The organism is Xanthomonas sp. 60 (genome assembly GCF_011761925.1).
Window position 1 is genome coordinate 344828 of the sequence record NZ_JAASQW010000001.1, and the last position, 22760, is coordinate 367587.

Annotated in this window: 22 protein-coding genes; 7 read left to right on the plus strand and 15 right to left on the minus strand. The window is 67.6% G+C overall.

Translation table 11 applies throughout. From position 1 onward, the window contains the following. Nucleotides 1–2: 2 nt before the first annotated feature. From FHY09_RS01530 to FHY09_RS01550, 5 genes are all read right to left on the minus strand, one after another. Nucleotides 3–1349 (minus strand): peptidylprolyl isomerase, encoded by a 1347-nt coding sequence (locus tag FHY09_RS01530; protein ID WP_166923478.1) that lies wholly within the window; start codon nt 1347–1349, stop codon nt 3–5. Beyond that, nucleotides 1346–3790: an LPS-assembly protein LptD gene (lptD, locus tag FHY09_RS01535; protein WP_166923480.1), complete on the minus strand. Its 2445-nt coding sequence runs from the start codon at nt 3788–3790 to the stop codon at nt 1346–1348. The genes FHY09_RS01530 and lptD overlap by 4 nt, the downstream gene beginning before the upstream one ends. Nucleotides 3791–3879: 89 nt before the next feature. Beyond that, nucleotides 3880–4815 (minus strand): histone deacetylase family protein, encoded by a 936-nt coding sequence (locus FHY09_RS01540; RefSeq protein ID WP_166923482.1) that lies wholly within the window; start codon nt 4813–4815, stop codon nt 3880–3882. 27 nt (nt 4816–4842) lie between these two features. Further along, nucleotides 4843–5397 (minus strand): cob(I)yrinic acid a,c-diamide adenosyltransferase, encoded by a 555-nt coding sequence (locus tag FHY09_RS01545; protein WP_166923484.1) that lies wholly within the window; start codon nt 5395–5397, stop codon nt 4843–4845. 9 nt (nt 5398–5406) lie between these two features. After that, the gene (locus FHY09_RS01550) at nt 5407–5991 is read right to left on the minus strand and encodes a hypothetical protein (protein ID WP_166923486.1); all 585 of its coding nucleotides are present in this window, start codon (nt 5989–5991) and stop codon (nt 5407–5409) included. 115 nt (nt 5992–6106) lie between these two features. On the opposite strand from FHY09_RS01550, the gene ubiH reads away from it, so the two are divergent. Continuing rightward, nucleotides 6107–7312 carry a 2-octaprenyl-6-methoxyphenyl hydroxylase gene (ubiH, locus tag FHY09_RS01555; protein ID WP_166923488.1) on the plus strand — a complete coding sequence of 402 codons (1206 nt, stop codon included), beginning with the start codon at nt 6107–6109 and terminating at the stop codon, nt 7310–7312. Next, the gene (locus FHY09_RS01560) at nt 7309–8490 is read left to right on the plus strand and encodes a UbiH/UbiF family hydroxylase (protein WP_166923490.1); all 1182 of its coding nucleotides are present in this window, start codon (nt 7309–7311) and stop codon (nt 8488–8490) included. The genes ubiH and FHY09_RS01560 overlap by 4 nt, the downstream gene beginning before the upstream one ends. 17 nt (nt 8491–8507) lie before the next feature. On the opposite strand, the gene FHY09_RS01565 is transcribed toward FHY09_RS01560, so the two are convergent. After that, on the minus strand, nt 8508–8906 hold the full coding sequence (locus FHY09_RS01565; protein ID WP_456362676.1) for an EF-hand domain-containing protein: 399 nt from the start codon (nt 8904–8906) through the stop codon (nt 8508–8510). A gap of 223 nt (nt 8907–9129) precedes the next feature. Here FHY09_RS01565 and FHY09_RS01570 point away from each other — a divergent pair, with 223 nt between their 5' ends. After that, nucleotides 9130–10632, plus strand: a complete 1503-nt coding sequence (locus tag FHY09_RS01570) for a hypothetical protein (protein ID WP_166923492.1) — start codon at nt 9130–9132, stop codon at nt 10630–10632. A 5-nt stretch (nt 10633–10637) separates the two neighbouring features. Next, nucleotides 10638–11171 (plus strand): hypothetical protein, encoded by a 534-nt coding sequence (locus FHY09_RS01575; protein WP_166923494.1) that lies wholly within the window; start codon nt 10638–10640, stop codon nt 11169–11171. A 28-nt stretch (nt 11172–11199) separates the two neighbouring features. Here FHY09_RS01575 and rlmM read toward each other — a convergent pair whose 3' ends face one another. The 4 genes from rlmM to FHY09_RS01595 form a co-directional block, all read right to left on the minus strand. Next, nucleotides 11200–12282 (minus strand): 23S rRNA (cytidine(2498)-2'-O)-methyltransferase RlmM, encoded by a 1083-nt coding sequence (rlmM, locus tag FHY09_RS01580; RefSeq protein ID WP_166923496.1) that lies wholly within the window; start codon nt 12280–12282, stop codon nt 11200–11202. Continuing rightward, the gene (locus FHY09_RS01585) at nt 12266–12826 is read right to left on the minus strand and encodes a nucleoside deaminase (RefSeq protein WP_166923498.1); all 561 of its coding nucleotides are present in this window, start codon (nt 12824–12826) and stop codon (nt 12266–12268) included. Before FHY09_RS01585 ends, rlmM begins: the two co-directional genes overlap by 17 nt. A gap of 141 nt (nt 12827–12967) precedes the next feature. Then, a complete protein-coding gene (locus FHY09_RS01590; protein WP_166923500.1) occupies nt 12968–13615 on the minus strand; it encodes a hypothetical protein in 648 nt (215 codons plus the stop codon). A 43-nt stretch (nt 13616–13658) separates the two neighbouring features. Further along, entirely contained in the window at nt 13659–15407 is a 1749-nt protein-coding gene (locus FHY09_RS01595) for a glutamine--tRNA ligase/YqeY domain fusion protein (protein ID WP_166923502.1), read from the minus strand. A gap of 192 nt (nt 15408–15599) precedes the next feature. Between FHY09_RS01595 and FHY09_RS01600 the strand changes: the two genes are divergently transcribed. Next, the gene (locus FHY09_RS01600; RefSeq protein ID WP_166923504.1) at nt 15600–15863 is read left to right on the plus strand and encodes a putative signal transducing protein; all 264 of its coding nucleotides are present in this window, start codon (nt 15600–15602) and stop codon (nt 15861–15863) included. 9 nt (nt 15864–15872) lie between these two features. After that, nucleotides 15873–16547 (plus strand): peptide-methionine (S)-S-oxide reductase MsrA, encoded by a 675-nt coding sequence (msrA, locus tag FHY09_RS01605; protein ID WP_166923506.1) that lies wholly within the window; start codon nt 15873–15875, stop codon nt 16545–16547. 76 nt (nt 16548–16623) lie between these two features. Here msrA and FHY09_RS01610 read toward each other — a convergent pair whose 3' ends face one another. The 5 genes from FHY09_RS01610 to ahpC all read right to left on the minus strand — a co-directional run bounded on the left by FHY09_RS01610 (nt 16624) and on the right by ahpC (nt 21569). Beyond that, nucleotides 16624–17583, minus strand: a complete 960-nt coding sequence (locus tag FHY09_RS01610; RefSeq protein WP_166923508.1) for a transaldolase — start codon at nt 17581–17583, stop codon at nt 16624–16626. Nucleotides 17584–17636: 53 nt separating this feature from the next. Next, nucleotides 17637–18044, minus strand: coding sequence for a nucleoside diphosphate kinase regulator (rnk, locus tag FHY09_RS01615; protein WP_166923510.1), 408 nt, complete (start codon nt 18042–18044; stop codon nt 17637–17639). Between the two features lie 129 nt (nt 18045–18173). Further along, entirely contained in the window at nt 18174–19139 is a 966-nt protein-coding gene (locus FHY09_RS01620) for a LysR substrate-binding domain-containing protein (RefSeq protein WP_166923512.1), read from the minus strand. An 84-nt stretch (nt 19140–19223) separates the two neighbouring features. Continuing rightward, nucleotides 19224–20816: an alkyl hydroperoxide reductase subunit F gene (ahpF, locus tag FHY09_RS01625; RefSeq protein ID WP_166923514.1), complete on the minus strand. Its 1593-nt coding sequence runs from the start codon at nt 20814–20816 to the stop codon at nt 19224–19226. Nucleotides 20817–21008: 192 nt separating this feature from the next. Further along, nucleotides 21009–21569 (minus strand): alkyl hydroperoxide reductase subunit C, encoded by a 561-nt coding sequence (gene ahpC / locus FHY09_RS01630; RefSeq protein ID WP_166923516.1) that lies wholly within the window; start codon nt 21567–21569, stop codon nt 21009–21011. 312 nt (nt 21570–21881) lie between these two features. Here ahpC and prmC point away from each other — a divergent pair, with 312 nt between their 5' ends. Continuing rightward, nucleotides 21882–22739, plus strand: a complete 858-nt coding sequence (gene prmC, locus FHY09_RS01635; protein ID WP_166923518.1) for a peptide chain release factor N(5)-glutamine methyltransferase — start codon at nt 21882–21884, stop codon at nt 22737–22739. Nucleotides 22740–22760 lie beyond the last annotated feature (21 nt).

Genomic DNA, 22760 nt, shown 5'->3' on the forward strand with positions numbered 1-22760 from the left:
GCTCAGGACTGCGGCGGCGTGGCGGTATTCTCCGCCCGGTCGCCGCTGCGGAAGCTGACGTAGGCTTCGCCACGCAGCTCGGCCAGGAAGCGGTTGTACTCTTCCTCCAGCTTGCGGCGGCCGATCGTCTCACGCACCTGGGCACGCTGGTTGTCCACGCCGACGTCGGTCTGGCGGGTCGCCACGCGCTGCACGATGTGCCAGCCCGCGTCGGTGCGGAACGGCTGGCTCACGCTGCCGTCGGTGATGCCAGCGACCTGGCGGCCGAAGTCCGGGCCGAAGGCATCGACCGGGAACCAGCCCAGGTCACCGCCCTGGCCGCGGCTGTTGTTGTCTTCCGACGACTCGCGGGCCACCGTCTGGAAATCGGCACCGCCGGCGATGCGCGCGCGCAGCGTATCGATCTTGGCCTTGGCGGCCGCGTCGTTCTGCTGGTCGGTCACGCGCACCAGGATATGGCGGGCTTCGTACTCGGTGACGGTCTGGCCCGTGGCAGCGCCACCGGCGGCATCGCGGACCTCCACCAGCTTGAGCAGCTGGAAGCCGCTCGGACCCCGCAGCGGGCCGACCACGTCGCCTGCCTTCATGCCCTGCATCAGCTGCACGAACGCCTGCGGAATCTCGTCCATGCTGCGCCAGCCGAGGTCGCCGCCTTCCAGCGCGTTCGGGCTGTCGGAATAACGCACCGCCGCGGCATTGAAGTCCAGCTCTCCCTTGTCCAGCAGAGCCTTCACGCCATCGGCCTTCTGCTGGCCGGTCGCGATCTGCTCGGCCGTCGCGCCGTCCGGCGTGGCGATCAGGATGTGCGCCAGGTGATACTGGGTGCCGGTCACGGCCTGCTGCTTCAGCGCGGCGTCGACTTCGCCCTCGCTGACGCTGATGCGGCTCTGGGCGAAATTCTGGCGCAGGCGCTGGACGACGATTTCATCGCGGACCGAGCGGCGGAATTCCTCGAAATCGATCCCGTCCTGGGCCAGCCGGCCGCGCAGCTGGTCAACGGTGCCGCCATTCTGCTGGGCGATGCTGTTGATCGCACCGGCCAGCTCCTGGTCGGATACGCGGATGCCGCTGCCTTCGGCGCGGGTCACCTGCAGTTTCACCAGCACCAGGCGCTCCAGCACCTGCCGTGCGAGCACGTCGGCCGGCGGCAGCTGCTCTTCGCGCCCGGCGTACTGCGAACGGATGTTGGCCAGCGCGCGGTCGAGCTCGCTCTGCAGGATCACGTCCTCGTCCACGACGGCCGCGATGCGGTCCAGCGCCTGGGTCTGCTGCGCCAGCAGCGGCAGCGGAGCGGCAACGGTGGAAACCGCCAGCAGCGAGGCAAGTACAACAGGGAGGGTTTTCATCATGGGATCAGGTTCGGATCGTAGTCGTCGCGGTCCGTCCCGGTACTGCTGGGCGGTACGAGATAGAGGTCGTCGCGGTTGTAGCCGAGGATAGCACGGCGCAGGGTACGGCCCGTATTCTGGCCGATGGAGCTCAGGCCCTTGAGCACGAACTCGATCTGCAGCGAATTGTCCAGGTCACCTTCGCGGTTGCGCACGTAGCGGCGGGCCAGCGCACGCACGGCCAGGCAGCAGCTGTCCCACTGCACGCCGCCGATGATCTCCAGCGGCTTCTTCTCCTCGATGGAGTAGTAGTAGCGGCCGACCACGCTCCAGCGCGGATTGATGGGGTACAGGAACGACAGGTCGGCCTGCTCCAGCAGCGTGGTGCCGTTGGGGTTGAGGCGGTTGCGGTAGCCGATGTTGACGATGCCGTCGTTGGGCATGACATAGCGTGCGCGCACGCTGGCCAGGTCTTCGCGCTTGTACTTGGGATCCCACTGGTAGGTGGCGCCCAGGTTCCAACGGTCGTTGATCTGCCAGTTGCCGTCGGCGATCCACGCCGATTTGCCCTGTTCGACCGGCACTTCCACGCCGGCGATGTTGACGCGCGAATCCTCGAAATACTGGATCTGCCCGATGCTCGCCGAGAACCGTTCACGGCCGGTGCTCTGGTCGATGAAGCGCGTGCTCAGGGCCATCGTCAGCTGGTTGGCGTCGTTCTGGCGATCCGCGCCGGTGTAGCGCGAATCGCGGAACAGCTGACCCCAGCTGAAGGTGAAATCACGGGTATCGAAGATCGGCAGCTCGCTCTGGTCGCGGTAGGGCGTGCGCAGGTAGAACAGGCGCGGTTCCAGCGTATGCAGGTAGGGCGTGTCGCCGATCGTGGTTTCGCGGTCGAAGAACAGGCCGGCATCCAGGCTGGCGATCGGCAGGCTGCGCGAGGGCGATGTATTGCCGCGCAGCTGCTCCGGCGTAGCGGTGGCCGGGTCGATGCCGGCGTTGCGCAGGTTGTTGACGCGGATCTCGTCGGCCAGGCCGCGCTCCAGGTCATAACCGGTGTAGCGGTAGGCCAGGGTCGGGGTGACATACCAGGCCGCGCCGGAGAACGGCATGGACACGTAGGGCTTGATGTCCAGCCGCGAGCCGCCATCCACGCCGATACCGGAGGTCTTGCGCACACCATTACGGATGTATTCGCCCTCGGCATCGACCGTCTTGAAATTGATCTCGTCGTGCTCGAAGCGCACCGCTTCGGCATAGACGCCCACATCCAGGTAACGCAGTACCGGCTTGTCCCAGTTGAGGAACAGCCGCGGCTGGCGGTTGTAGGGCAGCGAGGCCTCGGTCAGGGTGTAATCGGTGTTCTGCCAGTAATCGGCCATCACCCCGCCGGTCCAGTTCTCACCGGTACCGTAGACCCCGATCTGGCTCTGCAGGCTGGACACGGTCACCCCGAGCAGCTTGTTGGAGAAGTCCTCCTGGTAGCGCTCGTCGCTCACCCACGCCAGCGCGGCACGCGCCTGCCAGTTGGCGTTGATGTTGTGGTAGCCGCTGAATTCCACGCGGCCGCGGTCCTTGTCGCGCAGCTTGTCGCTCGGCATGTAGGCCGTGTCGAGGATGCCGCGGCCGCCGCCGTAGAGGTAGCGGAACTCGTTGTCCAGCATCAGCCCGCGCTTGCTCATGTAGCGCGGGGTCAGCGTGTCATCGTAGTTCGGCGCCAGGTTGAAATAGATCGGTTGGGCGTAGTCGAAACCGTTGCGCCCGGACAGCCCGATCTGCGGATACAGCAGGCCGGTCTGGCGCCGATCATCGATCGGGAACTTGAAGTAGGGCGCCCACAGCACCGGCACCTTGCCGATGCGCAGCACGGCATTGCGCGCGGTGCCGAAGCCTTCGTCATTGTCGACTTCGATCTGCGGCGCGGCCAGCGTCCACACCGGCTGCGAGGGATCGCAGGTGGTGTAGGTGGAGCGGTGCATCTGGCCCACCGATCCCTGCAGGTCGATGGACTCGGCACCCCCGTTGCCCCGGCGCGACACCAGCTGGTACCGGATGTCGGAGATCTTGTGGGTATCGGCCTCCTGGTTGCCTTCGGCGCGCTTGGCGACCATCCGGATAGAGGAATCCTGGTAGCGCACATTTCCGTCAGCGACGTAATTTCCGCTTTCGGTGTCGAAGCTCAGGTGGTCGGTGCCGAGGAACTGGTCGCCGCGCTTGAGCGCGACGTTGCCGTCGTATTGCGGCACCGCCGAGGTGCCCATCAGCTGGTCACCCTCGATATCGGTGGGCTGCTCGCCGCGCGTGGCGGCAGCGGCCTTGTCCGCAGGTGGCGCGTCGGTAAAGGCGGGCAGGACGTCGGTAGCCGGGCACAGACCCCAGTTGAGAGGTTTGTCGTCGGCCAGCGCCGGCAGGCACAGGGCGATACCCAGAGGGAGAGGCAGCAGGCGAAGGGCTTGGCGCACGCGTGATGAATTCAGGCGAAAACGGACCGTAGATTGCCCCATCCTCTGCATGGGGGCAATGAAGGCGCTCCGCCGACCGCTGCCGGGGTTCATCCGGAACGGGCGGCGCCGCCTTCCAGCAAGGCCTGGACGTGGGCCACGCTGCACTCGGCGAGGGCGTCCAGGTCGTAGCCCCCCTCGAGCGTGGACACCAGCCGGCCGGCGGCGTGGCGCCGCGCCAGCGCAAGCAGCTCGGTGGTCAGCCAGGCGAAATCCTCCGACTCCAGCATCAGATCGGCCTGCGGATCACGACGGTGCGCGTCGAAGCCGGCCGAGACCAGCACCAGCTGCGGACGGAAGTCGTCGATGGCCGGGAGCATCTCGTCGGCCCAGACATTGCGGAAGCGCAGGCTGCCACTGCCAGGGGGCAGCAGGATGTTGAGCAGGTTGCCGGCGCCGCGGTCGCGGCGCAGCCCGGAGTTCGGGAACAGCCCGGCCTGGTGGGTGCTGAAGTACGCCACGCGCGGATCGTGCTGGAAGATGTCCTGGGTGCCGTTGCCGTGGTGCACGTCGAAATCCACGATGGCGATGCGCTCCAGGCCATGGCGGTCGCGCGCATATGCCGCCGCGACGGCCACGTTGTTGAGCAGGCAGAAGCCCATCGCATGGCTGGCGGTGGCATGGTGGCCCGGCGGACGGACCGCGCAGAAGGCCACCGGGTCTTCGCCCAGCACCACCGCGTCGACGGCGGCCACGCCGGCGCCGGCCGCGTGCAGTGCGGCCCGGGCCGAGCCCGGCGAGGTGCGGGTGTCCAGGTCGATCTGCCGCAGGGAGGCGTCCTGCGCCTGCAGGACCAGATCGATCATCGCCGTATCGTGCACGCGCGCCAGCTCGCCCAGCTTGGCCGAGGGCGCCTCGCGCCAGTCCAGTTGTCCGGGGAAGGCGCCGCGCAGGGCATCGAGCACGCCCTGCAGCCGCTGCGGGCTTTCCGGGTGATCGGCGCCGGGGACGTGCTGCAGGCAGGCGGGATGGGTGAACAGCAGCATCGGACGGTGGTTCCTGGAAGCGGCCGGTCAGGCCGGTCGACGATCGTGGCGCCAGAGCACCTCGCCCTGGCCGTCGGCCCGGGCCAGCACGCGGGCCAGGACGAACAGCAGGTCCGAGAGCCGGTTGAGATAGCGCAGGGCCTGGGGACGCACCGGCTCCTGCCGCGAGAGCGCCACGGTCTCGCGCTCGGCGCGCCGCACCACGGTGCGCACCACGTGACACCGCGCCGCCGCTTCGCCGCCGCCGGGCAGGATGAATTCCTGCAGCACCGGCAGGCTCGCGTTGTAGTGGTCCAGGTGGCGTTCCAGCGCGCTGGCGTGGTCGTCCTGGATGGCCGCGTGGCCGGGGATGCACAGCTCGCCGCCGAGGTCGAACAGCACGTGCTGCACGCCGGTCAGCAGCGTGCGCACGTCGTCTGGCAGGGGCGCGGCGAGCAGCAGCCCGAGGGCCGCGTTGGCCTCGTCGACCGTGCCGAATGCGGCCACGCGGGCATCGTCCTTGCCGACGCGGCGGCCATCGCCGAGGCCGGTGCTGCCGTCATCGCCGGTGCGGGTGTAGATGCGGGAAAGGCGGTTGCCCACGGCGCGGCCTCAGCGGTGGGCTTGCCGGCGCGCCTGCGCCAGCTTGCCAACCTGTTCCAGGGCCACCTGCAGGGCAGCGGCCACTGCCACGTACAGCGCGGTGGTGGCCAGGTAGGGACCCAGCCAGTCGGTGTAGTTCTTCCACCAGCCGGCCAGGGTGGGCCCGGCCACGTTGGTGGAGGTCCAGTAGAAGCCGCCCTGTGCGAACAGGTGGCACACCGCCACCGAGGCCACCAGCAGCACCGCCGCGCGCGGCAGCAGCGGCCACCGTGCGCCGGCATAGCCTTGGCGCAGCAGCATGCCGCCGGCCCACAGGGTGAAATACGCCGGCAGCAGCATCCAGTACCCGAGCGACACGCAGTAGTGCTGCCAGAAATCCAGGCCCATCGCGTTGATCACCCAGGCATCCACCAGCACCGCCAGCGCCATCAGCAGGGGAAACGCCCAGCGGCTCCAGGCGCGCAGGTGGAAGCCGGCGACGAAGAACACCGCCCACGACGCATCGGGGATGGCGGCGAAATGATGCAGGCGCGTGGCTGCCAGCGTGAGCATGAGCAGGGCGAGCACGATCAGGCGGCGGGAAGTGGAGGTCATGGCCGTCGGCAGGGGGGAGCGAAGCTGCATTCTAGACCGCCCGCCGCCGCCGCGCAGGCGCCGGGCATGAGGCCATGGCCGCGTCGGTGACGGACCTGGGCGTATCATGGCGCCCATGAGTGAACGTCATGATGTCCTGATCGTCGGTGGGGGGCTCGTCGGTGCCAGCCTCGCCATTGCCCTGCAGCGCCACGGCCGCGACGTCGCGTTGCTGGAAGCGACAGCGGCCAGCGCATTGCCGCCGGTATTCGACCAGCGCAATCTCAGCTTCGCCGCCGCCACGGTCAACGCGCTGACGGCGCTGGGGGTGATGCAGAAGCTGGCGGGCACGCCCGGCCCGATCACCCGCATCCATGTCAGCCGCGCCGGGGATTTCGGCCGGGTGCGACTGGTCGCTGCCGATTACGGACGCCCCTGGTTCGGCAAGGTGGTGATTGCGCGGGAGTTCGGCGAAGCGCTCGCCGCCCGGCTTGAGGAACTGCCCACGCTGCACCGGCTGCGTCCGGCGCGCTTTGTCGGCCTGGGCGAGGTGGTGGACGGTTACCGCCAGGTCCGCGTGCGCGATGCGCAGGGCGAACGTACGGTGGCCGCGCGGCTGGTGGTGGGTGCCGATGGCACCACGAGTGCGGTCCGCGATGCGCTGGGTATCGAAGTGGCCACGCACGACTTCGAGCAGACCTTGTTTGTCGCGCGCGTGCGGGCGCAGAAGGCCCCTGACGGCACCGCCTGGGAGCGCTTCACCGACAGCGGGCCGACCGCCCTGCTGCCACGCGGCGATCGGCATTACGGCGTGGTGCACGGCGTCAGGTCGGATCACGCCGATGCGGTAGCCGCGCTGGACGATGCCGCGTGGCTGCAGCGGCTGCAGGCGGTGTTCGGCTGGCGCGCAGGACGCCTGCTCGAATCCGGCCCGCGCAGCGCCTACCCGCTGCGGCAGGTGCTCGCCGAGCGCCTGGCCGGCGAACGGACGGTGCTGCTCGGCAACGCGGCACAGACCATCCATCCGCTCGGTGCGCAGGGCTTCAACCTGGGCCTGCGCGATGCGCTGACGCTGGCCGAGCTGCTGGAGAATGGGGAAGACCCGGGCAGCGATGCGCTGCTGCAGGAACACGTGCGCCGCCGCACGGAGGACCGCCGCCAGACCGTGGCGTTCTCCGGCGGGCTGGCGCGATTGACCAGCAACGAGGCGCCGCTGCTGCGCCCGCTGCGCAGCCTGGGGCTGGTCGCCGCGCAGGGACCTGCGCTGCAGTCCATGCTGGTGGGTGGGGCAATGGGGTTCCGTGGCGAGGTGCCGCGCCTGTGCCGCGGAGAAGCGGCATGAACCGGCGCGCACGAGGTGACGCCGTGATCGTCGGCGGCGGCGTGGTCGGGGCGGCCTGCGCGCTGGCGTTGGCCGAGGCCGGCCTTTCGGTGGCGCTGGTGGAGGGCCGCGAGCCCGCCCCGTGGAGCGCTGCGCAGCCGGACCTGCGGGTGTTCGCCTTCGCGGCCGACAACGTGCAGCTGCTGCAGTCCCTCGGGGTCTGGCCGGAGGTGCTGCGCGCGCGTGCCTGGGCTTACCGGCGCATGCAGGTGTGGGATGCGGCCGGGGGCGATGACCTGGTGTTCGACGCAGACCGTTTCGGGCGCAGCGAACTGGGCTTCATCGTGGAGAACAGCCTGCTGCAGGACCGCCTGTGGGCGGCGCTGGCCCGTGCCGGCGTGCAGGTGCATTGTCCGGCCCGCGTGGATGCACTCGAACAGGACGCTGATGGCGTGCGCCTGCGGCTGGATGATGGCCGTCGTATCGAGGCCTCGCTGGCGGTCGCTGCCGACGGGGCGGACTCCACGCTGCGCAGGCTCGCCGGCGTGGCCGTGGACGCGCACGATTACCACCAGCGGGGCGTGGTGGCCTACGTGGACAGCGAACAGCCGAACCAGGCCACAGCGTGGCAGCGCTTCCTGCCGACCGGCCCGCTGGCGCTGCTGCCGGTGGCCGAGCGGCGCAGCTCGATCGTCTGGACGCTGCCCGACGAAGAGGCCACGCGCGTGCTGGCGCTGGACGACAGCGCCTTCGAGCGTGAACTGACGCGTGCCTCCGGCGGACGCCTGGGGGGCTTGCAGCTGGCGTCGGCGCGCGCGGCGTTCCCGCTGCGTCGGCAGCTGGCGCGCGGCTACGTCGCCGGCCGCGTGGTGCTGCTCGGCGATGCGGCGCACGTTGTGCATCCCCTGGCGGGGCAGGGCGTCAACCTCGGGCTGCGCGATGTCGCCGCGCTGGCCCGCTGGGTGGCGCCGTCGGGCACGCGACGCGCCGAGCCGCGGCTCTCGACACAGCGCCTGCAGCGCTGGGCACGCGAGCGGCGCAGCGAGAACACCGTGGCCGCCTACGGCTTCGAGGGCATCAACCGCCTGTTTTCCAACGACGAGATGCATCTCACGCTGGCCCGTGGACGGGCGCTGGGGTGTACCGGCAAATGGCCGCTGCTGCTGCAGGCGTTCTGGAAGCGCGCCGCGGGGCTGTAGCCGGCGGCGCTGGGTGGTCAATCCACCAGCCATCCGGCCAGGTCAGCCCGGTCCAGCTGGCCTCGCCGGCGGACGTCGAGGGCGTCGAATTCGTCCGCCAGTGATGGATTGGCCGCTGCCTCGCTGCGGCTGATGAACCCGTCACCATCGAGGTCCAGGGCCGTGAACACGATGCGGTACTGGCCACCGCCGGTGGGTGCGATGGAGCGGATTGTTACCGGCGTCTCACCCGGGCGCACGGGGACCTCCACCCGACCGGTCACCCGTCCGGACGACAGCGGCTGCTCGCGGATGACGCCACTGTCATCGCGCAGCGCTTCGCTCTGGGCCGGCCTGGGCTGACGGGGCTGGGCGGTGGCGGCGGCCATCGCGAAGGCGCACGGAAGAAGGAGGAGCAAGCGGCGTCTGCGTGGCATCTGATGAACCTGGAAAGCGTAACGGGGACGGTCCGGTGGGGTCCGGAAACGTCAGTATCGCGGCTCTGCTGGCGGCTTTTCCGAATCGTGGCTGAGTGCCTGGCTGGCATGAGCGCGTCATGAAAGCACCTGTGCGGGACTGTACGGATGATGCGCCACCTTTCCCCGGTCCGCCCGCGCGCTTGCCTGCGTCGGTGGAACACCTGTTGACGAGCACTTTCCCGTGAGCACAATCCAGTCCACCCAGTCGCAGCTGCAGGCACTCCAGTGCCGCCAATCAAGTCTCAAGGCATCGCGTGCGCAGCTCAACGAAGAAAAGAACTCGAAGATATCGAGTCTTTCCAGTGCACTTCGAGGCATCGCCAACCGGTGCAGGGACGTCGACGTCCGCAATGCATCGTCCTGCGAGAGCCAGGCGGCCCTGAATGTCCTGGCTGAGCGCAGAACGCTCCTCGATAAAGCACGGGCATTTCCAGAAGACCAGCGCTTGCGGATGAAGTCGGGCGAGGGCGGGGGTCGCATCGTGAAGATGGAGAGTCGCACCCTTCTCAAGCATCTGCTCGGCATAGGCCAGGCCAAGCGTGAGAAGCAGGCGGCCGACCTTGCAAACACCCTGGGTCTTCCCGGGCAGGCCATCACGCGCACGCAGATGAAGGCGGCCGTGACCCGGGCCGAGCAGGCGGTGACGCGAGCGGTGGAAGCCGGAGTGCGGCAGGCATTGCCGGAGATCACCGCGGCGTTCGCATCCGCAGCGGAAAAGGCCGGTATCGAAGGAACATCCGCCGCGAACATTTTCATCGGTGCGACGACCGATCGCCTGGTTCTCCAAGATGCCTTCAATGATGTGAGCGTGCGGCTGATGAAGGCCTATGCGGAAAAGGTCGACAAGCACTACCAGCCTGCCGTGCGTGCCTTGAAGACCGAGATCGACAATCTCCAGGCGCAGATCGAGCGCCTGCAGGCAGAGCAGGCCAAGGCCCAGCACAGTAAAATTGTGGAAGCTCGGCGCGCATTGTTGGCGCGCAACGGCGTCGTTCTTCCTGAGGAGAACGTCGAGGCGTTGCAGCAGAAACTCTCACGTCTTTACGATCAGACCAAGTTCAATGACATCTATCACACCAACGCCGGGTGCGAGGCGATACAGCGGATGTTCCAGTCCGGCGGCAGCGTGCCCCACGGAAAAGTCATCGCAGAAATCGAGAAGGCTCATGGCGATGACACCTTCACCCGAGGCGCACGTGCCGACAAGCGTGCATTGCAGCTCGCTGCAAAAAGCCTGAGTCAGTCGGACCTGCGCGCCATCGATCAGAGCCGCTATACGCTGGGTCTTGCGCGGTACGCTTCAGGTTCCGTCCAGGCGGTGACATACCGCCGCGCGATTCACAGCGGCGCCATGGTCCAGCGGCTGCAGGAAATGGCGGGCGGGGAGAAACTGCTCAGGCCCATGCGGTTTCTGTCCACGGCAGCCACCGAAGCAGGTACCGCCGCGTTTCCGGTGAAGAGACCGTCCTCCGGCGACGTGGTGAACTTTGAAATCAAAGGCTTCAGCAGCATGGCGACTCACAGCAGGTGGCACGTCCAGGGCGAGAATCAGGAACGACTCTATGGGCCCTGCAGCCACTTCAAGGTGCAGTCCGTGCAGCGCAAGGACGGCCAATGGAGGGTAAGCCTCGTGGAACAGCCCGTCGGGCCTGACCACCGCGGTGCGGTCGAACTGAAGTTCTGAGATCGATGCAAGCCGTCTCCCACAGCGCCGCCCTGCAGACCCCAGCCTGTGCCGTGCTGCGCAAGCACCTGAACGCCCGGCCGTCGATGTCCCTCGGTCGCGTGCTGCGCAAGGTGCTCAATGCGGCCGTCATGGGGCACCGCCGCACGCCACGGCCCGTCGCCTGCGCCCCCGTGCTGCAGGGATGTGTCCGCCACCTGCAACGGCAGATGGACATCGCGCTGGTCCATCACGGCGTCCGTCCCGCCGGACTCGAGCGTCCTGCCTGCGATGTACTGATCGACTGGGCCGACGCACCGCTGGCGTCAGCCCTGAGCGTGGACCGGCTCGCCACGCATCTTTCCACGATCGAGGAGGGGTACGCTGCCTGCGCGCGGTCGCTCGGCGGCGCGTGGCTGCGGGGCGTGGAGAACTGGGCCCCGGGCGACCAGATGCATCCCGACCTTCGCCGCGCCGCAGCCTGCGAGGTGGTCAGGGCCGCCGTGGCCGCCCGGAGCGCGCTGACCGAACTGCAGCGCGCCGACCCCACGCTGCGCTGACACGGCGCAGCGTGGGACCCGCCGTGGCTCAGCGCAGCGGGGAGGCCAGCACCGTGATCTCTTCACGGTCGTGGTACAGCTGCTTGGCGCGCACCGTGAGGGATTTCCCAGCCTGCTGCTCGAACAGGTCCAGGCAGAGCCGGGTTTCGTCCCAGCGCTTTTTCATCGGCAGTTTCAGGTTGAAGATCGCGTGCCTGCACCAGCCCTCGCGGAACCAGGTGGCCATGCGTTCGGCCACGCGCCGGGGCTGCTCCACCATGTCGCACACCATCCAGTCCAGCGACTGCTCCGGCTGCCAGTGGAAGCCGTCGGCGCGCAGGTGTTCGACCAGGCCGGTGTCCAGCACATGCTGGCGCAGCGGGCCGTTGTCGATGCTCAGCACGTTCAGATGCTGGCGGGTAAGCACCCAGGTCCAGCCGCCCGGTGCCGCGCCCAGGTCGGCCGCGCGCATGCCGGGCTTCATCAGGGCCTCGCGTTCTTCGCTGGTGAGCAGGGTCAGCAGGGCTTCTTCCAGCTTCAATGCCGAACGCGAAGGCGCGTCCGGCAGCAGCTTCAGGCGCGGAATGCCCAGTGCCCACGGGGCGCTGTCGGCCGGTGCCGCTGTACAGACGAAGGCATGCGTGCCATCGACGAACACCACATGCAGGCGCGGCAGTTTCCCGTTCGGTTTGTCGGTCATCCGACCGGCTTTGCGCAGCGCGGGACGCAGGGCATTGCCGAAGGCCCGCGCGAGCCCGGAAAGCGGCTTGCCCACGTCCGAATCCGGATGTTCCACCCAGAGGTCACCAAAGCGCGGCGCGCCCGCCAGGGCCTCCAGCATCGGGGTGATGCGATCGGCCGGATCCAGCTGCGGCAGCTCGGCCAGCACGACCAGCTTCTGCCGCGCGAAGATCAGTTCGCGCCAGGAGAGCATGCGCGAGAGCGCGGCCGCCTCATCGCACATGAACAGCACGAAGCCATCGTTGCGCTGCGTACGGGCGTAGCCGGCGAAACCGAATTCGCCGGCGCGGGCGGTCAGCTCGGCGGCCAGCTCGGGTTCGAAACCCTGCCGGCACAGGCACAGCAGGCCGATGCCGGGACCGCCGGCGGATGACTCAGTAGCGTGGGCCATCGAGCTCTCCGTACGCACGCAGGACGGCGCGCGCGGCGTCGCGGGCGAGGCCCTGCACGACCTCGATGCCGCGCTTGTTGAGTTCACCGATCCAATCGGCCGGCAGCGGGCCTTCGTCGAACGGGGTGAGTTCTTCCACGTCGGCGGCGCTGGCGCCGATCAGCAGGCGATCAATGCCGGCCCACACCGTGGCGCCGTAGCACTGGCAGCACGGCTGCGATGAGGTGGCCAGGGTGATCGGCGCCAGCACAGCGTTCAGGCGCGGGGTCTGCAGGCGTTGCTGGGCCAGCATGTAGGCCATGTTCTCGGCGTGCGCCAAGGAGGTGTTGTGCGGTACCACGCGGTTGACGGCGGCGGCGATCACCTTGTCTTCCGGACCGAACACCACCGCACCGAACGGACCGCCACTGGCGTGATCCACGTTCAGCCGCGACAGCTCGATGGCCAGCGCGACCTTGGCCTCATCGCCCGGATAGCGACGATCCAGGTCGATCTGGTCGTGGATCCAGGCAGGAAGGGTCAGGTGGACTTGCGCATACAGCATCGCGGGGTGCCTCATGGATGAAGGAATGGGGTTGTGGTGGCAACCGGCGCGCAGTGTAGCGGCACCGGGGTGCACCGGGGGTGTCGGCGTGGCATCGGCGTGCTGGCGACAGGGAGGCGCTGCGCTCCAGGCGTGCAGGCGTCACAGGGCGTCGAGTTCGGCCCGGTAGCGTTGCGCGTCGGTATGCTGCGCCGGATCATCGCCATGCGCGCCGAGCCAGGCTTCAAGTTCGCGTCGATAGCCGGCCCGGAAGCCGGCGTTGTCCGGGCTGAAACGGAACTTGCGCGCGGCCACGTCCACCCGTTCGCGCGCACGTGCGCGGCTCTGGGCGATGCCATGCGGCGATTCGTTGGTGAGGATGACGAAGCTGCGCGGAAAGCCGGGCGCATACTTCACCACGAAGGGCTGGTCCTGCGCGGGAATGCGGATCGCGTTCTCCAGCGGCCACAGCGCGGCGGTGTTGGTATGGAACACCACCTCCACATCGCGGCCATCGGCGGTATGCACCACCGCCTCGTAGCGCCAGATGTAGCGTTCATTGAGCGTCGAGCTGGTCTGCTCGGCCTTGACGATGACCGCCTCGCCGCGCTCGCCGATCCCGTTCAACCATGCGGCGTTGGCGAACTGGCCGAGGAAGACGTTGGCCAGAGCCAGCGGCAGGCCGAGCAACAGGTACAGCGGATTGCGCCGCCACCACCACAGCAGCCCGGCCAGCAGCATCAGCAGCGGCAGGCTCAGCAGCGGGTGGTTGGAGAGGAACCAGAGCAGTGCGGAGGGGACAACGGTCATGGTTGCAGGTGCGCGGGCGCCATTGCGGCGCCCGCGCCGGCCCTCAGGCCGACCAGGTGTCGCGCAGGGTCACGCTGCGGTTGAACACCGGCCTGGCTTCGGTATGGTCGCGGCGGTCGGCCACGAAGTACCCGGTGCGCTCGAACTGGAACGACTGTTCCGGCGCAGCGCTGGCAGCAGCCGGCTCGACATAGCCGGTGACGGTGCGGCGCGATTCCGGATTGAGGTAGTCGCGGTAGGTCTTGCCTTCCGATTCATCGTCCGGGTTCGGCACCGAGAACAGGCGGTCGTACAGCCGAATCTCGGCCGGCACGCCGTGCACCGCGCTGACCCAGTGGATGGTGCCCTTGACCTTGCGGTTTGCGCCGTCCATGCCCGGGCGCGATTCCGGATCCAGCCAGCCGCGCAGCTCGGTGATGGTGCCATCGGCATCCTTGACCACCTCGTCGCAGCGGATGATGCCGGCCCCGCGCAGGCGCACTTCGCCTCCCGGAACCAGGCGTTTCCAGCCCTTCGGCGGCACTTCGGCGAAATCCTCGCGGTCGATCCACACCTCGCGTGCGAACGGCACCTGGCGGGTCCCGAACGTCTCATCCTTGGGATGGTTGCTGAAGGTCAGCTGCTCTCCGTGGCCCTCTTCCAGGTTGGTCAGCACCAGCTTCACCGGATCGATCACCGCCATGCGGCGCGCGGCGGCGCTGTCCAGGTCTTCGCGCAGCGCGCCCTCGAGCACGCTGAAATCAATCAGCGAGTTCTGCTTGCTGATCCCCACGCGCTCGGCGAACAGGCGCATGGCGGCCGGCGTGTAGCCGCGGCGACGCAGGCCCTGCAGGGTGGGCATGCGCGGGTCGTCCCAGCCATCAACCAGCTGTTCAACCACCAGCGCCATCAACTTGCGCTTGCTCATCACCGTGTAGTTGATGTTCAGGCGCGAGAACTCGATCTGGCGCGGCTTGGCCGCTTCGCGCGGCAGCCCGGCGTCGACCAGCGACTGCGTCAGTGCCGCGTCATGGGCGAAATCCACGTGGTCCACGCACCAGTCGTACAGCGGACGGTGGTCTTCGAACTCCAGTGTGCACAGCGAGTGGGTGATGCCTTCCAGCGAGTCGCCCAGCGCGTGCGCGAAATCGTACATCGGGTAGATTGGCCAGGCGCTGCCGGTGTTCTGGTGTTCAACGTGCTTGATGCGGTACAGGGCCGGATCGCGCAGGTTGATGTTGCCGCTGGCCATGTCGATCTTCGCGCGCAGCGTGCGTGCACCGTCGGGGAACTCGCCGGCGCGCATGCGCCCGAACAGGTCCAGGTTCTCCTCGACACTGCGGTCGCGCCACGGCGACGGACGGCCCGGCTCGGTGAGGGTGCCGCGGTAGGCACGCACCTGCTCGGCGGACAGGTCGCAGACATAGGCCTTGCCTTCGCCGATGAGCTTGCGCGCCGCCTGGTAATACGCCTCGAAGTAATCCGAAGCATGGCGCAGCTCGTTCCACGCAAAGCCCAGCCAACGCACGTCGTCCTGGATCGCCACCACGTACTCGGGATCTTCCTTGGCCGGATTGGTGTCGTCCAGGCGCAGGTTGCAGACACCGCCGAACTCGCCGGCGATGCCGAAGTTCAGGCAGATCGACTTGGCATGGCCGATGTGCAGGTAGCCGTTGGGTTCGGGCGGAAAGCGGGTCTTGATGGCCTGGTGCTTGCCGGTGGCCAGGTCCTCGCGCACGATCTGGCGGATGAAATCGCGCTTCTCGGGGGTGTCGGCGGGGGTCTCGGGGCTGGCGGGGATGGGCTCGGACATGAGTCGGCAGAGGGGAAGGCAGAAAGACCGCCAGTCTAGCGCGTACGGCCCTGCACTGCCCGCGCGGGCGCGCGCCGGGAGCTTTCGCCTGCGGTCCCCGGGCCGACCCCGTACGCACGCCGCGCGGTCCCCTCACCCGTTCCATTCAGGGCCGGCGCGTATTCTGGGGTCCTGTCGCCAAGGAGCCGCCCGATGCAGACCGTGTACAAGGCCGACAACCTGTTCGATGCCCACCTGGTCAAGCATGCGCTGGAGGACGCGGGGATCCCCGCCTTCGTGTTCGGCGAATCGCTGCTGGGGGGCATGGGGGAGCTGCCGCTGTTCGGGGTGCTGCGGGTGAGCGTGCCGGACGCTGCGGTGACGCAGGCCGAGGACATCGTGTCCACCCTGGACTTGGGCGCGGCACCTGGCGACCCCATCTTCGATGACGACGATCTTGCCGGACAGCCGGCCTAGGAGCACAGCATGTTGGGACTTGGAACGGGCCCTCTGGGCATTGGTGCCTTCAAGCAGCGCCTGCCGAGGGCGGACGAGGCGTTGCCGGGGCGCGAGCAGCCGCTCACGCTGCGCAGCAACCAGCACTTCGTCAACAGCCATCCGTTGAAGGACCGGTTCACCGGATTTGCGCAGATCCGGGTGGCGATGGGGTGTTTCTGGGGGGCCGAACGCACGTTCTGGACGCTGCCGGGCGTGTACAGCACGGCGGTCGGGTATGCCGGGGGCGTGACGCCCAACCCCACCTATGAGGAAGTGTGTTCGGGGCTGACCGGCCACACGGAAGTGGTGCAGGTGGTGTACGACCCTGCGCTGGTCAGCGTGGACCAGCTGCTGCAGGTGTTCTGGGAGGGCCACGATCCGACGCAGGGCATGCGCCAGGGCAATGACACCGGGACACAGTACCGTTCGGCCGTGCATTGCCTGGACGAAGCCAGTTATCTGGCCGCGCTGGCAAGCAGGGAGCGCTACCAGGTGCATCTGCGCGATGCCGGCTTCGGTGAGATCACCACCGAAATCGTGTTCCCGGCGCCTGCGTTCTACTACGCCGAGGACGCACACCAGCAGTATCTGGCGAAGAATCCCAACGGCTACTGCGGCATCGGCGGTACCGGCGTGAGCTGCCCGATCGGCCTGGAAGGCTGAGGGGGCTGCGCCGGGGGCTGGCCCCCCGCGCTTCCACCTGCCCGGCGGGCCGCCACCAGCGTGCCCGCTACTAGCCTTACAGTTCCGAGCGGATACGCGCCCGCAGGCTTTCCAGATCCTTGGCGAACGCATCGATCCCCGTCGCCAGCTTCTCGGTGGCCATCGGGTCGGCCGCCAGGTCGGTGGCGAACTTCGCCGCGTCGATCGGTGCGGAGGACACTGAGCCGGCCTGCTCGGCCACCAGCTTGCGCTCCAGCACGCCGTGCTGCGCGTCCAGGGCCTCCAGCAGATCCGGCGAGACGGTCAGGCGGTCACAGCCGGCCAGCGCTTCGATCTGCGCGGTGGAGCGGAACGAGGCGCCCATGACCACCGTCGGCGAGCCGCGGCGCTTGAAGTCCGCATAGACGCCGCGCACGAACACCACGCCGGGGTCTTCGTCGATGGTTGCCGGCGCCTGGCCGTTGGCCACGTACCAGTCCAGGATGCGGCCGACGAACGGTGAGATGAGGAACGCGCCGGCCTCGCTGCACGCCAGCGCCTGGGTCGGGTTGAAGATCAGGGTCAGGTTGCAGTCGATGCCCTCGGCCTGCAGGACGCGCGCCGCCTCGATGCCTTCCCACGTCGCGGCGATCTTGATCAGGATCTTCTCGCGTGGCACGCCAGCGTCGGCGTACATCTGCACGAAGGTGCGCGCCTTGGCGATCGTGGCGGCCGTGTCATGCGATTTATCGGCGTCCACTTCGGTAGACACGCGGCCGGGTACCAGCGTGCTCAACAGCGCGCCCACACCGACGGTCAGGCGGTCGGCCACCGCGTTGACCACCTGTTCGCGGTCGCCGCCCTGCTGCCGGCCCCAGGCCAGCTCACGCTCGATCAGGTCGGCGTACACGGGCAGGTCGAGCGCCTTCTTCACCAGTGTGGGATTGGTGGTGCAGTCCACAGGCTGCAGGCGTTTGATCGCGTCGTAGTCACCCGTGTCGGCGACGACAACGGAGAGTTCGCGCAGCTGGGACAGAAGGGAAGGCGTCGTACTCATTGCAGCTCCTCAGGGTGCGGGCGCGCGGGGCGCAGCCCATTGCAGGGAATCGATCAGGCGTGGGTGGCCGGGTGTACCGCAGTGACACGCAGTTCAAGGCGGCGACCGCCCGGGGCATCCCAGTCGATGCTCTGGCCGACTGACAGGCCCAGCAGCGCGCTGCCTACCGGCGCCAGCACGGAAACCTTGCCTTCGTCGACGTTCGCTTCGCGTGGGAAGACCAGCGTAAGTACGTGCTTTTCGCCCTTGCTGGCATCTTCGCATTCAACCCGCGAATGCATCATGACGATGCCGTCGGGCATCTGCTCAGGGGCAAGCACGGTCGCGCGCGTGAGCTCGTCCGACAGCGCCGCCGCACCGGGCAACGCGCTGACGGCGGGGGTATCCAGCAGCGCCTCCAGGCGCGCGAGGTCGAGGGAGGAAACGGTGATCGACGGCGGCAGGCCGCTGGCGGTGGTCATGGCAGAACTCCTGGGTCTGGGACAAGCAAAAGGCGGCACCTGATGGCACCGCCCTCGTCTATTGTGGGGGATAACCCCCAGGAGAATCGACCTGCACACGGCAAGGGTGGCACGGCGTTGGGCTGCGACTCAGTCCAGGCGGCGAGGCGCGGTCCGGTCGGGCGTGGGAGGAGCCGATCGCAGCGCGGTGTCCACCGTGAACAGGGCGTCCGGCAGGTGCTTGAACTGTTCGGCCAGCTGCAGCAGGAACGTGCTCATCGCCGAGCTGCGGCGCCAGGCCATCGCGACGCGGCGGCTGGGACGGCCTTCGCCGGTGAAATCGAGAAGGCGGATGTTGTCCGAGCGCGGCACCGGGGGCTGCACCGACAGCGTCGGCAGCAGGGTGATGCCTACATCGGCGGCCACCATCTGGCGCAGCGTTTCCAGGCTGGTGGCGCGGAATTCGGATTTCTCGTTCGCGCCAAACAGGCGGCAGACCTCCAGCGCCTGGTCGCGCAGGCAATGGCCGTCTTCCAGCAGCAGCAGGCGCTGGGCAGACAGCTCCTGCACGTCCAGATGGGTGCGTGCCGCCAGTGGATGCCGGCCGGACACCGCCAGCAGGAACGGTTCCTCGAACAGGAATTCGGCATGCAGCTGGTCATCCACCACCGGCAGCGCCAGCAGCGCGGCGTCGAGCTTGCCCTCGCGCAGCCGTCCCAGCAGGACGTCGCTCTTCTCTTCCACCAGCAGCAGCTCCAGCTGCGGGAAGCGCTCGCGGATGCGCGGAATGACGTGAGGCAGCAAGTACGGCCCGAGTGTCGGGAAGATGCCCAGGCGCACGGTGCCGGCTTCCGGATCGCGGCTGCGGCGGGCCGCTTCCTTCATCTGTTCCACCTCCGCCACGATGACCCGGGCACGGGCGGCGGCATCCTGGCCCGCGGGCGTCAGCATGACCTTGCGCGGGGCGCGCTCCACCAGGGGCAAGCCGAGTTCTTCCTCGAGTTTGCGGATCTGCGTGGACAGCGTGGGCTGGCTGACGAAGCAGGCAGCGGCGGCCTTGCCGAAATGACGGTGTTCGGCCAAGGCCACCAGGTACTTCAGATCACGTAGGTTCATCCTGAGACCTCATTGGGTAATGGACCGGGTGGCGGCGTGGTTTACCCAGTGGACACATGGTGTTCCCGGTGATCGGGAACGGCGTCAGGCAGCTTCGGCGACAGCGCCGCTGCTCTTGGTCACCGACGAACGGATCAGATGGTCGAAAGCGCTCAGTGCGGCCGTCGAACCAGCGCCCATGGCGATGATGATCTGCTTGTACGGTACGGTCGTGCAATCGCCGGCGGCAAATACTCCGGGCAGATTGGTCTGGCCGCGATCATCGACGACGATTTCCCCACGCGGTGAAAGGGCGATGGCGTCAGCCAACCACTCCGTATTTGGGAGCAGTCCTATTTGCACGAACACGCCTTCCAGATCCACACGGTGCGCATCGCCGCCGATCCGGTCTTTATAGACCAGACCTGTCACCTTCTGCCCATCGCCCAGCACTTCAGTGGTCTGTGCGCTGGTCAGCACCGTCACGTTGGGCAGGCTGCGAAGCTTGCGCTGCAGCACCTCGTCGGCACGCAGCGTCGCATCGAACTCGAGCAGGGTCACGTGGGCCACCAGACCGGCCAGATCGATCGCCGCTTCGACCCCGGAGTTGCCGCCGCCGACCACGGCAACGCGCTTGCCCTTGAACAGCGGACCATCGCAATGCGGGCAGTAGGCCACGCCTTTGTTCTTGTACTGGTCCTCGCCGGGAACATTCATCTGGCGCCAGCGCGCGCCGGTGGACAGGATCACCGAACGCGACCGGAGCACGGCGCCATTCTCCAGCTGCACCTGCACCAGGCCATCTTCACCGGCCGGCAGCAGGCCCGTCGCACGCTGCAGATCCATGATGTCCACGTCGTATTCGCGGACGTGCTGCTCAAGGGCGGTGGCCAGCTTGGGACCTTCGGTCTCCTTGACCGAAATGAAGTTCTCGATCGCCATGGTGTCCAGCACCTGTCCACCGAAACGCTCGGCCGCCACACCCGTGCGGATGCCCTTGCGGGCTGCATAGATGGCCGCTGCCGCACCGGCAGGGCCGCCACCGACCACCAGCACATCGAAGGCCTCCTTGGCGGCGATCTTCGCCGCTTCGCGCTTGGCCGCGCCGCTGTCGAGCCGCGCCACGATCTGCTCCAGGGTCATGCGACCCTGATCGAACAGTTCGCCATTGAGGTACACGGTGGGCACCGACATGATCTGGCGCTGCTCCACTTCGTCCTGGAACAGGGCCCCGTCGATGGCCACGTGCTGGATGCGCGGGTTCAGCACGGCGGCCAGGTTCAGGGCCTGCACCACATCCGGGCAGTTCTGGCACGACAGCGAGAAGTACGTCTCGAAGCGGAACTCACCCTCCAGGGTCTGCACCTGCTCGATCAGTTCGGCGGTCGCCTTGGACGGGTGTCCGCCGACCTGCAGCAGCGCCAGCACCAGCGAGGTGAACTCGTGGCCCATCGGCAGCCCGGCGAAGGTGAGGTGGATGTCCTGGCCCGGCGTGCCGAGGTCGAACGAGGGCACGCGGCCGGTGCCGTCGCGCAGCACGGTCAGGCTGATCTGCTCGGAGAGGCTGTCCAGCGTGGTCAGCAGTTCGAGCATCTCCTGCGCCTTGGCACTGTCGTCAGCATGGGCGGTGATCTGGATCGGGCGGGTCACGCGCTCCAGGTAGGTCTTGAGCTGCGACTGCAGGTTGGCATCCAACATGATCATCTCCTGGCTTCAGGCAAACGGGCCCCGTGCCGCGCCATGGACAGGCGGGCCTCCGGGTGGGGGTAGGGGTGAACCCAAGGCGGCAGACCTGTGGAAGGGGCTGGCTCGCGGACGCTGGCGGGCACTGCCGCCTTGGGTTCACCCCCACGCCTGCACGTGGCAGGCATGGGGATGACGGTGCGGCGCTTAGATCTTGCCGACCAGGTCGAGCGACGGGGCGAGCGTCTTCTCGCCTTCCTTCCACTTGGCCGGGCAGACTTCGCCCGGGTGGGCGGCCACGTACTGGGCGGCCTTGACCTTGCGCAGCAGTTCCTTGGCATCACGACCGATGCCTTCGGCCGTGATTTCCACGGACTGGATCACGCCGGACGGATCGATGATGAAGGTACCGCGGTCAGCCAGGCCCGCCGGGCGCAGCACATCGAAGTTGCGCGAGATCTGGTGGGTCGGGTCACCGATCATGGCGTACTTGATCTTGCCGATCGCATCGGAGGTGTCATGCCACGCCTTGTGCGAGAAGTGCGTGTCGGTGGAAACCGAGAACACCTCCACGCCCATCTTCTGGAACTCGGCGTAGTTGTCGGCCAGGTCTTCCAGCTCCGTCGGGCAGACGAAGGTGAAGTCGGCCGGGTAGAACACCACCACGGACCACTTGCCCTTCAGGTTGGCGTCGGAAACCTTGATGAACTCGCCATTCTGGTAGGCATCGGCCTCGAACGGCAGGATTTCAGTGTTGATGACGGACATCGATATTCCTCTTGGTGAAGGGGACAGGGTGAAGCGATGAGCCTAGGTTACTGAGCTCTAGACAATAAAGACAATCCATTGATTGCATCTATTCAATAGGCAATGTCTATTGAAATCAGCATTTAGGCGGGTTGGAGTTCGTCTACTTTAAAAAAGTATCAATAAAATCAACGATTTGATATTAATCGCTGAAAGCTATCAATAGACCTGTTTTATTTCGGATAGCCGTCAAGCTGAATGAATACGGCGACCGGGACCGCCATCTGCGGTGAGCTAAGCTGCGCCCTCCGCTGCTGTGACTGACCGTTGACCATGATCGCCCACTCTCCCAGCCTCCTGCGCGAGGTCGTCACGACAGCCACCGCGCGCCTGCCGGGCGATGAAGCCCGCCACGAGGCGGAGGCGCTGCTCCTGCATGTCCTCCAGCGGCCCCGCAGCTGGTTGTTCGCACATGCCACCGACCCGGTTTCCGCCCAAGACGCAGCGGCATTCGAGGCCCTGCTGGAGCGGCGGATCGCAGGCGAACCCATTGCATATCTCACCGGATGCCGCAGCTTCTGGACGCTGCAGTTGGCGGTGGATGCCTCCACGCTGATCCCGCGCCCGGAAACCGAGCTGCTGGTCGAGCTTGCACTGGCCCGCCTGCCGGCCGGGCACGCGGTGCGGATCGCGGACCTGGGCACCGGCAGCGGTGCCATCGCGCTGGCGCTGGCCAGTGAACGCCCGCTCGCCCAGGTCATCGCAACCGATGCCAGTGCAGGGGCGCTGGCCGTGGCAGCGCGCAACGCCGAGCAGCATGGCCTCGACAACGTGCACGTCGTGGCAGGCGCCGGAGACTGGTATGCACCGCTGCAAGGGCAGGCGTTCGATCTCATCGCCAGCAATCCGCCCTACATCGCCAGCGACGATCCGCATCTGTCACGGGGTGATCTCCGTTTCGAGCCCTCCACTGCGCTCGCTTCCGGCCGCGATGGCCTGGACGACATCCGCCAGCTCGCGGCCGGGGCGCCGGCGCACCTGCTCCCCGGCGGTTGGCTGCTGCTGGAGCACGGGTGGGCGCAGGGCGAAGCGATCCGCCTGCTGCTCGAAGCGGCCGGCCTGGAGCAGGTGCACACGGTGCAGGATCTCGAGCAGCGCGACCGGGTCACCCTCGGCTGCCGGGGCGCCTAGAATGGCGGTTCTCCTGCCATG